The sequence below is a fragment of the Roseovarius nitratireducens genome, from assembly GCF_002925845.1.
GTDB lineage: Bacteria > Pseudomonadota > Alphaproteobacteria > Rhodobacterales > Rhodobacteraceae > Roseovarius > Roseovarius nitratireducens.
Map to the genome: position 1 here is coordinate 1 of NZ_PDNI01000013.1, position 11,534 is coordinate 11,534.

General features: G+C 59.8%; 6 protein-coding genes. 4 read left to right on the forward strand and 2 right to left on the reverse strand.

Translation table 11 applies throughout. The features are described from left to right. Nucleotides 1-33: 33 nt before the first annotated feature. Nucleotides 34-858: an IS5 family transposase gene (locus CRJ03_RS01385; RefSeq protein ID WP_104017135.1), complete on the reverse strand. Its 825-nt coding sequence runs from the start codon at nucleotides 856-858 to the stop codon at nucleotides 34-36. 54 nt (nucleotides 859-912) lie between these two features. Next, nucleotides 913-1,677: a metal-dependent phosphohydrolase gene (locus CRJ03_RS01390; RefSeq protein WP_129590217.1), complete on the reverse strand. Its 765-nt coding sequence runs from the start codon at nucleotides 1,675-1,677 to the stop codon at nucleotides 913-915. Between the two features lie 432 nt (nucleotides 1,678-2,109). On the opposite strand from CRJ03_RS01390, the gene CRJ03_RS20410 reads away from it, so the two are divergent. From CRJ03_RS20410 to CRJ03_RS01410, 4 genes are all read left to right on the forward strand, one after another. Next, nucleotides 2,110-4,857 (forward strand): DUF4214 domain-containing protein, encoded by a 2,748-nt coding sequence (locus CRJ03_RS20410; RefSeq protein ID WP_104017137.1) that lies wholly within the window; start codon nucleotides 2,110-2,112, stop codon nucleotides 4,855-4,857. 473 nt (nucleotides 4,858-5,330) lie between these two features. Next, nucleotides 5,331-9,290 (forward strand): PAS domain S-box protein, encoded by a 3,960-nt coding sequence (locus CRJ03_RS01400; RefSeq protein ID WP_165375211.1) that lies wholly within the window; start codon nucleotides 5,331-5,333, stop codon nucleotides 9,288-9,290. Nucleotides 9,291-9,470: 180 nt separating this feature from the next. Further along, nucleotides 9,471-10,301 carry a response regulator transcription factor gene (locus CRJ03_RS01405; RefSeq protein WP_104017139.1) on the forward strand — a complete coding sequence of 277 codons (831 nt, stop codon included), beginning with the start codon at nucleotides 9,471-9,473 and terminating at the stop codon, nucleotides 10,299-10,301. A 509-nt stretch (nucleotides 10,302-10,810) separates the two neighbouring features. Then, nucleotides 10,811-11,534: winged helix-turn-helix domain-containing protein (locus tag CRJ03_RS01410; protein ID WP_104017140.1), on the forward strand; the 724-nt coding region annotated here is incomplete at its 3' end.

Below are 11,534 nucleotides of genomic sequence, written 5' to 3' on the forward strand. Positions count from 1 at the left end.
CTGAGAGTCTGATTCAAAACTATCTGAGCATTATTAATCCCTTGCGAGATGGCGTGTGACGCGTCGAATGTGGGCGATTGTGATCCACGCCTCTGCGCTGGCGATGGATTTCTCCCAATCCTTTGACAGGCGGCGGCATCGGCCCAGCCAGGCAAGGGTGCGCTCGACCACCCATCGGTGTGGCAGAACCTCGAACCCGTCGGCGGTGTCGGAGCGTTTGACGATCTGGACGCTCCAACGTCCGATGGCTTTCAGCGCATCGCGCAGTTTGGGTCCTGCATAACCGCCATCCGCAAAGACATGGCGCAGCATGGGGTAGCGCGATGCAACGGCTCTCAACAAATCCGGCGCGCCGTCACGATCCTGAATCCCGGCGCTGTGGACCTCAAGCCCGACGAGCAATCCGGTCGTGTCAGTGACGATATGGCGCTTGCGCCCCTTGATCCGCTTTCCGGCATCATATCCGCTAACCCCACCGCTTTCCGTGGTTTTTATGCTCTGGCTATCGATAATCCCCGCCGTCGGCTGGGCTTTGCGGCCCTCCGCCAGCCGCGCGGCTTCAACCAGCTTGCAGTTCATCTCATCGAGAAAACCGTCATTGCGCCAAGCATAGAAATAGCCCCGCACCGTCGAAACCGGCGGAAAGTCATTCGGCAGCATCCGCCACTGGCACCCGGTCGTCGCCATGTAGAGGATCGCGTCGAACACGTCGCGCAAGCTTGTCGTGCGGGGTCTGCCCGTGATCTTGGGTGCGGGCATGAAAGGCGCGATCAGTGCCCATTCGGGGTCTGTCAGATCGCTTGCGTATTTGCCACCCGCTCGGGCATGCTGGCGGCGAGTGAGTTCGGTCCAGGCCATCGTGATCTCCGTTCAGCTTTGCAACCGAACAGAAGCACAACCTGCTGAACTCACTCAATTAGTTTCAAATCGGGCTCTGAGAGCCGGGCCGATGAGCGGCTGCACCTGTTGCCAGAAGAAATTCGGGAATTGATCCATGAGATCCATGGGCGTGTCGTAGCCAAGCTTTTGTGCAAAGCCGGTTTCCACGAACTCATAGTAAAGCCCATTGATCTTGCGGTGATAGAACGGGTCGGCGATCTGCCCGATAAGGTCGGCGGCGCGCACGAGAGCGGGCTCGGTCTCGGTGTCTGAATACGCCGGGTCATCCGGGGTGGGAAACCGGGTGTATTCGATGGCCGCCGCGATCCGCTCATGGTCAATCAGCCCGGATTCGGCAAAGCGTTGGCGGGCGTAAATCTTGCCACGATCAACATGATACGGGGCGAGAAACGCGTCCGATGCGCCGCGCGGTGGGCAAATCCGGTCGCCTGCCTCATTGATCACGACTTCATTGTCGGTATCCCCCTCGCAGACGTGACGGGAGAAGCCTATGTCATGGACCAGCAGCGCCACGATGTAGTGGAGCCAGTCCTCCGGCTTGACGGCGCGGGTCACAAGCTGACCGCGGATGATCTCCTGGCCAACCAGCGTAACCATCATGGTGTGCTCGGCATTGTGGTAAAGGGCGTCGGAATTACCGAGGCGCTCCAACAACATGCGCGCGCTCCCGCTCAGAAACGCGGCGTATTCGCTCTTGCGACCGGAAAAATACCGAAGATACGTCTCGGCGAGGTGATCGCCAAACGCAGCTGCCACAACAGCGGTGGGATTGAACATCATCTCGTCCCCGTCTGACTAACACATCCAAGTGCAGGTTAGCAGAAGGCGTGAATTGAACAATGGACTGCTTTTGACAAGATTCGCGCTTCTTCGCGATACGAATTTCCGCTTCGAGTTGAGCCTGCGCGAGTCGCTGATCGGCGGTTGACGTCTTCTGGAAAACGCAAGGTCAGCCGCGACGGAGACAGTCCCGTGCGCCCCGAACCACTCGGTCAGACCGCCGAAATACCCACCCGCCTCGCACGCATAGGACTGTGTGCAACTCAAGGCGGGACTCACTTCATTACATCACCGAGACAATTTTTTACATCCGCAAGAAATTCAACCGCTCTCATACGCAATTCCAAGCCAGCAACCAAAGCCAGAGAAGTTTGGCGCCTATCCCCTTTCGTCAGGACTGCAAGCGTAGTTTTGATGAAGGAACGCGGCATGGGTATCATACAAGTCATTGATCAGACGGATGAAAACACGGGTACATCTGTCACGGAAGACATGTTTGGCCTGAATGCGCTTTTCACGGTGACGGCACCTGACGAGGCGCAGCTATTCGACCGGTATCAGGACCTCGGGACTACGAATCTGCGTTACCCTGGCGGGTCGGTCACCGAATGGTATTTCGATATCTCGGATGTCAGCGGCGGCAGCCATGAGCGGTCGAGCGGGACGTTTCAGGGTAACACGCAGACGCTGACACCGTTCACGGATTTCGTAGATCTCGCCGCGGGCCTCGGCACCGACGTCACCCTCGTGGTTCCCACGATGACCGGGTTCACGCAATCGGCCGGTGAAGCTCTGCTTGCCGGCACATACGGCCAGCGGGTCATCGACGCCGGGCATCTGGAGAATGTGGCCGAGTTCATCCAGACGGCTGTCGAAACCGCGCAGGCGCGCGGCGTCAATATCGGCGCGCTTGAAATCGGAAACGAGTACTGGGGCTCGGGGCAGATGACCGCCGGCGAGTATGGCAAGCTCGCGGCGGCGATGTCCCAGGTGATGTCGGACACCTTTGCCGATATGGGCATTCCCCCGGCTGCGCAGCCCGATATCGTGGTCCAGACCACGAGTTCCGCAGGGATTTTTTCGCCGAGCCGCGACCTAACGCTTCATGTCGATGAGGCGACCGGGTTCGTCTACACGCCCCATGAAGTGAGCAGGATGGACGATGCGTTCATCGCCGGTCTCACACCGGTCACGCTGGAATCCCAGGACACGTCCCGCCCGCAGGTGCGCGAGATGATTGCCGCCTTCGACCAGGACTCCGTCATCGTGGAGGGTACGGATGGGCAGCTTATAGATTTCAACCTGCGCGATGCGGCGAATGCGCTCGACGGGGTGGTCGAGCATTACTACCTGGACGGTGGTTTTGACGCCGTGAACACCGAAGAACAGTTCGGGTTCAGCCAGCTCGAGCTATGGAACATCGAGCTGGAAAGCCGCGATGCAGGACTTCCCGATCTCGATTTCTACATCACGGAGTGGAACACCCGCAAGAACGGCGACATCGACCAGGCCAACAACCGCGGCCTTCAGCAAGTTTCCATGAGCACGGAAATTCTCTATGAAATGGTCACCCACGGCGTCACTACGGCCCATTTCTGGCCGGCAATCTTCAACTACAGCAACTCTGGAACGCTGATATTCAAGTCGGCAGAGTCCCTGACCCTTGCCGGAGAAGGCTTTGCCTTGATGAGCGAGAGCCTCGTGGGGCTGGCGCCCATCATGGATTTCAAAGTGGCGGGGGAATTTGCCATCCATGGCTATGGCGATGCCGACAGGCAGGTATTTTTCCTGTCCGAGCGAAGCGGTTCCGAAAACCTGATGGACCTGGACCTGAGCGCCGCAATCACATTCGACGCGGATTACTACCGGGTGTCGTGGACCGAGCTTTGGGATGGCGGCGCGGGCGGCACCGACGAAATGGCCCAGCCGATCATCAGCACGACCCAGGTCACCGAATTGATGGCCGCCGATGCCTTCGACGAATTTCTCATGACGATGCAGGCATGGTCCGTCGTGCGCATGGACATCGAGGGCGTCGATGCTGCGGATGCCGACAGCAGCCTTCTGGGCGGCAGCGGTCCGCATAATCGCCTCGTCGAGGGGTCAGAGTTCGATGATCGTATGCGCGGCGGGCTGGGGAATGACACCATCCTCGGCGATGCGGGCGACGACAACTTGAGTGGCTACGAGGGAAATGACCTGATCCACGGCGGAGACGGCAATGATTTCATCAAGGGTGGCTGGGGAGATGACACGCTCCACGGCGGAGACGGCAACGATACCATCACCGGCGACTGGGGCGATGACGTGCTCTCGGGGGGCGCGGGCGATGACGTGCTCATGGGCGGTGATGGCAATGATCTGTTCTTTGGCGGAGAGGGCAATGACATTTTGATGGGAGGCGCAGGAGTCGACACGGTCGTATATTCCGGCAATCAGTCCGGCTACACGCTTACGCTGAGCCCGAGCGACACCATTCTTACACTTCGTAAACCTGACGGAAACGGCACCGATACGCTCATCGATATGGAGTTTCTGGATTTCGATACGGACGTGCCAGGCGCGCCTTTTGACCTGACCAAGTATGCCGGCACCACCGGATTGTCCGAACAGAACTTCGAAAGCTTCATCGAACTCTACATCGCCTATTTCAACCGCGCACCGGATGCAGTTGGCCTTCACTTCTGGGGCACCGCTTTTGCCAATGGCGTGTCGCTGGAGGAGATGGCGACACTATTTATTGACCAGGATGAGACTTTGGCTGCCTACCCATCCGGAACGTCCAACAGCGCCTTTGCCGAGACGGTTTACGAGAACGTCCTGGGGCGGACGCCGGACCAGGATGGTTTTGAGTTTTGGGTTGGCCAGCTCGAGAGCGGCGATACGAGCCGCGACCAGTTCATTCTTGAGGTCTTGCGCGGTGTGGAGTCGGGGGGCGGAGACCGCGCCTATCTGGACGATAAAATCGATATCGGGGCCTATTTCGCGGTGCACAAGGGCATGTCAGACGCGGCCAATGCTTCGGCGGCAATGGCGCTGTTCGATGGTAGTAAGGAAAGCATAGCCACATCGGTGGCTGCCATAGACACCTTTTATGCCAACGCTGTGGATGCGAACAATGGTGAATTCCTGTTGCAAGTCGTCGGCGTGCTGGACGATCCGTTTGCCATTGCCTGAAACGGAGTGAGGTAAATGCCAAACATTCCCCAAGCCGGAGCTTGGCAATAGGTGAATGACCCATGTGTGCGCTGGCAATCAGATTGAAAAACGCGATCCGCTCAGGATGGATCATCGTCATATCGGAGCCGGGTACGATTGGGGTGAACCGCAGTCATGGCGGTATCTGCGCCGGCGTTCAATTTGGGGCAGCGGGATTACGATAGAGGGATGCGGCAATGATTGCGATGCTCAGAGGCAATGTGGTGAATCATGTTAACGCTTGCGACACATCTGCCCGTCCGGCTACTGATGGCGGTCTGCGCGACAAATGGGGTCGCAACGGTGCGATGCCCGAAGAAACGCGCGGTGGAAATTCCATCGACGTTCACTCACCAAAATGGCACTGTGCAACATATGCTAGGGCTGTGCGCGAGGGGTGGAACCTGTTCGTGCGCCTCGTGCGCGCGACATATCGAGAACATGGGGGGCAAATGTCGACAAGTCCAACCCTGACCCCGGAAATGGTCGAGGCATTTGACCTGTGCCCGACCGTGATCTTCGTGTTCGAGATCGAGGGGTTCAGGATTGTCGCGGCCAATGACGCGGCGGCCCGGAAATACGGCTATTCCAAGGAAGAGCTCACATCCATGACGATCATGGACCTGCGTCCTGAGGAGGAGGTGCCCCGGACGGCCATACTTGCCAGCCGGCTGCTGGACGGGGCCGATGCCGCGGGAAGGTTTCGTCACATGACGAAGGAAGGTGGGACCTTTGTCGCGGACGTTCACACTCAGCTTGTCGAGATGTCAGGTCAGCCTTGCAAGCTTTCGGTCATCCACGACGTGACGGAACTGGTGGCACAGGAGGAGGAGGCGCGGGACCTGTCTGCCGAGGCCTCGGCGCGTATCCGGGCGGCAGATGCGACAGCGGATCATTTTGCGGAGCTGTTCAATATCGCCCCGGGGCGTTTTGCGGTTCTCGACCCCGAGAGCCTTGCCGTGGTCGCAGTCAGCGACGGCTATCTAAGCGCGCTGGGCAAGCCGCGCGACGAGGTGATCGGACAACCGCTTCCCGATCTGTTGCGCGGATGTATCGCGCGAACCGGCTCCGATGGTCTTGAGACCCTGCGGGGCTCGCTGCGCCGCGTGGCCGATGGCGGAAGCAGGGATGTCATGGCGCAGGCGGTCGCGCTGGCCGGACCATCCTCCGATACCGATGACGGGACCGCAGCGGTACAGTGGAGCGTGGTCAACATGCCGCTGACGCATCCGGACGGATCCGTGCGTTTCGTGCTGCACAGCCTGCATGAAGGATCAGACCGCGAAGACAGCAGCGCCCCGGAGAGCGACACGCTGCAACAGTTGCGCGGTCTCACGACCGCTCTGGGCAAGCAGGAGACCGCAGCGCGGTCGCGCAATCTGGCGGAATACCAAACGCTTGTCCGCAGCACCGCGCGCCTCTTGAAGGCGTATTCCTGGCGTTTCGATGTCGAGAAGCAGCAGCTTGAATGGCCGGACGAGCTGTTCGCACTCTTCGGTCTGCCGCTCGGATCCTCGGCGCCGACATTCGATGAATACGTTGCGATGGTCCATCCAGATGACCGCGACGCGATGCTCGAGAATTACACCAAGTTCTTCGAAGGCGCGACCAGTGAGTTCTTCTTTACCCACAGGATCGTCCGCTCCGACGGCACGGTGATCCACGTCAAGGGAGGGGCCGAACGGATCGCCGAGAACGGGCGCGAGATCCTGAGCGGCGTGGTGCAGGACGTGACGAAGGAAGCCGAGGCCGAGGCACGCGCGCGGCGCCGCGAATACCTGATGCGCGTGGCGGGTCAGGTTGGCCGCATCGGCGGCTGGCGCGTCGACCTGGACAGTCAGATCACGGAATGGTCCCCGGAAACCGCGGACATCCACGAAACCCCTGACACAAGGCAAGTGGGCCTGCAACGCGCTCTGGGCTTCTATCCGCCGGAACACAGGAACACGATCACCGACCGGTTCAACGCCTGCGCCGAAAATGGCATCCCGTTCGACGAGGTGCTGCAGATCGTCAGCGCCCGTGGCAATCGGATCTGGGTCCGGGCCGTCGGCGAGGCGGAGCGCGATGAGGGTGGACGCATCATTGCCGTGCTGGGCGCGCTTCAGGACCTGTCCGAATTCGTTCGGATCGACGAGGAGCGCCACGCCCTGCGCAACCGGCTGAGCCGGACGATCGAGCACATGGGAGATGCCTTTTTCACGCTCGACCCGAAGTGGCGGTTCACCTACGTGAACCAACGGTGCGAATCCCTTCTGCGGCGCAAGCGCGAGCATCTGCTGGGCAAGAACCTATGGTCGGAATTCCCCGAGGTGGTCGGAACCCGGTTCGAGACCGAGTATCGCCACGCCGTGGAGACGGGCGAATCGGTCGAGTTCACAGAGCATTATCCCGTACTCGATATCTGGGCGCGGGTGTCGGCCCATCCCTCGCGCGATGGTCTCGCGGTCTATTTCCGCGATGTCACGCTCGAGCGCCTTCGCAAGCAGAGCCTGCGTATGCTCAACGCGGCAGTCATGCGGATGGACGATGTCCTGTTGATCACCGAAGCGGACCCGATAGACGCCCCGGACGGGCCACAGATCGTCTATGTCAACAACGCATTCGAACGGTTGACGGGCTACAGCGCAGAAGAGGCGATCGGCCAGACCCCGCGTTTCCTGCAGGGGCCCGACACCCAAAGGGACGAGCTGGACCGTATCCGGTCCGCTCTTGAATGCCAGGAACGTGTGCGCGCCGAGGTCATCAACTATACCCGTGACGGTCACCCGTACTGGACCGAGATGGACATCACCCCGCTGATCGATGCCGCGGGCAAGACCACGCATTACGTCTCCCTGGAACGAGACGTCACCGAGCGGCGCAAATGGATAGAAGATCTCCGGCTCAACGAAGAACGCTTCCGGCTGGTCACGGATGCCAGCAAGGACGTGATCTGGGACTGGAATGTTCGCGCCGGGTCGCTCTGGTGGAGCGACAAGCTGCGCACGGTGTTCGGGCATGACATTGGCACGACCCCTGCCCTCGCAACCGATGTCACGGCCTGTGTGCACCCCGATGATATGGAAAAGGTAAGGTCCGGGCTTGACCGCGTTGTCCAGGGCAAGGACGACGTGTGGCAGGAAGAGTATCGTTTCCTGCGGTCGGACGGGCGCGTCGCCTATATCCGCGATCGTGCCGTCGTCTTGCGCGACGACAACGGCGAGGCCATGCGCGTGATCGGCAGCATGGTCGATGTGACAAACGAGCGCGAAAGAGAGGCCATCCTGCGCCATTCCCAGAAGCTTGATGCCATCGGCCAGTTGACGGGTGGGGTGGCGCACGATTTCAACAACCTGCTGACCGTCGTGTTGAACAATGGCGATTTTCTTGTTGAAAAGCTGGCCGAGCGGGAGGATCTGCGCAACATGGCGGAACAGATCGTCGGTGCCGCCGAACGCGGGGCTGAGCTGACCGCACGATTGCTCGCCGTAGCCCGGCAACAACCGCTTTCACCGCAGGTGACCGATCTGAACGAGGCCGTGCGCACAATCGAGCCACTGCTGCGCCGCTCCCTCGGCGAGGACATGGAAATGGAGGTCGTTCTGACCGATGACCTCTGGCTCGTCGAAATCGACGCCGGTCAGTTGGAGGCGGCGTTGCTCAACCTCACGCTCAACGCCCGCGATGCCATGCCGTCGGGCGGCAAACTGACCGTCGAGACCGCCAACGCCTGGATCGACGCCGGAACCGCCGACCTGGTCGGTATCGAGGAGGGCCCGTTTGCCGTCGTCGCCGTGACCGATACCGGCATCGGGATGTCACAAGAAGTCAGGGACCGCGTGTTGGAGCCGTTCTTCACCACCAAGGCCGACGGAAGCGGCCTCGGATTGCCGATGGTGTTCGGCTTCACCAAGCAGTCGCGCGGGCATCTCAAGGTGTATTCCGAGCCGGGCGAGGGCACGACAATAAAACTCTATTTCCCGCGATCCGGTGCCGAAGCGGTCGACATATCAAGCGGCAAGGAAATCGCAGAGGTTCCGGCGGGACAGGGTGAACACATACTTGTTGTCGAAGACGATCCGCATGTCAGGCAGAATGTCGTGGCCATGGTCACCAGCCTTGGCTACCGGGTGACCGAGGCGGAGAACGCCGCGGAGGCACTCGAATTGCTGGATGGCAGCGACGACATCGCGCTTTTGTTCACCGATATCGTGATGCCCGGCGGAATGAACGGCCACGAGCTGGCTTTGATCGCGCGTGAGCGCCGCCCCGATTTGTGCGTGCTGTATACCTCGGGCTACACCAAGAATGCGATCGTCCATCAGGGACGTCTCGATCCCGGGGTGGAGCTTCTGTCAAAACCCTATCGCAGCCAAGACCTGGCGCAAAAGCTGCATTCCGTTCTGGCGGATAGCAAGGCGCGACAGTGACGCATCCTCAAGCGCCCGCATTCCCATAGGCATCACGCAAGAACAGCGGTGACACAAGCACCGCACATATTTGCACATGTCTGGAAAGTTTTCTGAGATCAGGACCAAAAAACGGCGAAAGTCTGACCGCATGTAGGTGTCGTCGGCAAAAGGGCCGACGCACATACTGGGGGTAGGAAAATGACCAGAACGATGCTCGTTGGTGCCGACCGGGCACTTCTCAATGAAACCGCGGATTTTCTGCGCGAGGCCGGGGATCAGGCATTGGTCGTCGCCGATGTCGGACGTGCCGAAAAGGAACTTTCGAGGTTTCGGCCCGAAATGATCGTGGTCTCGCTCGACGATCCCGAGGCCAACGGCTGGAAATTCATGTTCCGGCATGGAATCAATGGCGGGGCACAGGTGATCGCGACCACGGCCAATGGCGAGCCCTCTCAGGAATTGACGGTCCTGCGCCTTGGCGCGCTAGACTACGTTCGCTTGCCCGTGTCGCCCGAAGTGCTCTTTGCACGGATCGCGTTCCGCGCGCGACCGGCCGATAAGGAGCACGACCGCACCATGGAACAAAGCCTCGAAGTGAAGGGCAAGCGTGGTGCGCTTGTCATGGACAAAAGCCGTTTTCAGTCGTTCTGGCTGGGGCTCGAACTGTTCCTGACCAAGACGGAATTCGGCCTGCTGCACGCGCTTGCCCGCCATGACGGGATGGTCAAGTCGCGCGAGCAGTTGATTGAAACCATCTACGACTACGGCCATCAAGACGGGGTCAACGACCGCAATATCGACAGCCACGTAAAGCGGTTACGCAACAAGCTTCGGAAGCTTGATCCTGTGTTCGACGGAATCGAAACGATCTATGGGATCGGCTACAAGCTGAATCTCGACCGCACATGCCGCGCGAAGCAGAAGACGCTGCCGTTTCAACAAACCCAAGGCAGCGGGTATTCCGCCCGCACAGGGGCGACCCGGCTCGTTCCGGTGCCACAATCTGTGATGCACGCGGCCCGAAGGTAACAACATGATGGATCGCCAGAGTGCCTAGAGGCGTGCGGGTTTGCCCGACCGCCTCGGGCGCACTTGGCCCAAGGTGATGAAGCAATCCGGGAAAACCGCCATAGGTAGCGTTTTGACCACATCGGTTAGCGTGACGTGGCACGGTATCGCCGCGGGCAAAGGGATCGAAATGCCTGAAAAATTCCATCTTGGGATGGCCCAAGCCGGCGATCGCCACAACGTCCTTCGCCCGCCAATGTGATTGCGCAAGGAACGGCCACCAGAGTCCGTCCAGCGGACAGGCACACTTTTCAGGACTGACGAAATTCCGCGCGCGCCGAGAAATGATCAGGCAAGGCTGGTGATGACAGGGGCAACCTCCGTAATGAAGTCTTCCATAGATCACATGTCCTTGACGTAAGGCGTCAAGTTTATAAACTCCAAGTGATTGCTGTAGAAAAGAAACAACCGGTACTTGTTTGGCTTCAAGGACTGAAATACGATTGTAACGCACAACCAACGGTGAGATCGTGAGCCGCCCCAAGGTACTTCTCCTCGATGACGACGACCAGATTTCGAGGCTGCTTGACGAAGCGCTGTCAGAGGATGGGTGTGACGTTCTGATCGTAAGAACGATTGCCGAGTTTCAGCAAAAGCAAGCGGACCAACGCTTCGATATCTATATCGTTGATCTCGGATTGCCCGATGGCAACGGGCTTTCACTCATTCAGGAACTCGCACAGGATCCCGCGTGCGGGGTGATCATTGTAAGCGGGCGCGCGGCGGAAACTGATCGTGTAGTGGGCTTGGAGATCGGTGCCGACGATTACATAACCAAGCCGTTCCGTGTGCGCGAGGTATTGGCGCGCGTGCACGCGGTGCTGCGCAGACTGCAGAAGCATCCCGCCGCGCCGACGCATCCGGCCGGTGCCCCAGAGCCGGGGGCATCCCCGGGTGGTGCCATAGATTTCGATGGCTACAGGCTGGATCTCGGCGCACGGCAGCTTTACGGGCGCGATGGCAGCGAGATCACCTTGACCACGGCAGAGTTCAACCTGCTTGTGGCATTGCTGCGCCACCGTGGACAGGTGCTCAACCGCGATCAGTTGATGAACGCGATCAAGGGGCGGGACTGGGAAAGTTACGACCGCGCAGTAGACAGTATTGTCAGCCGCCTGAGGAGAAAAATGCCCACCCCCGAAGGGCGCTCTCACTACATCCGGACCGTCCACGGCATCGGCTATGCATTTTCCT

Excerpts from the sequence above, each read along its gene's own strand:
- CRJ03_RS01385 (WP_104017135.1), bottom strand. The coding sequence starts at position 858 with ATGGCCTGGACCGAACTCACTCGCCGCCAGCATGCCCGAGCGGGTGGC.
- CRJ03_RS01390 (WP_129590217.1), bottom strand. The coding sequence starts at position 1,677 with ATGTTCAATCCCACCGCTGTTGTGGCAGCTGCGTTTGGCGATCACCTC.
- CRJ03_RS20410 (WP_104017137.1), top strand. The coding sequence starts at position 2,110 with ATGGGTATCATACAAGTCATTGATCAGACGGATGAAAACACGGGTACA.
- CRJ03_RS01400 (WP_165375211.1), top strand. The coding sequence starts at position 5,331 with ATGTCGACAAGTCCAACCCTGACCCCGGAAATGGTCGAGGCATTTGAC.
- CRJ03_RS01405 (WP_104017139.1), top strand. The coding sequence starts at position 9,471 with ATGACCAGAACGATGCTCGTTGGTGCCGACCGGGCACTTCTCAATGAA.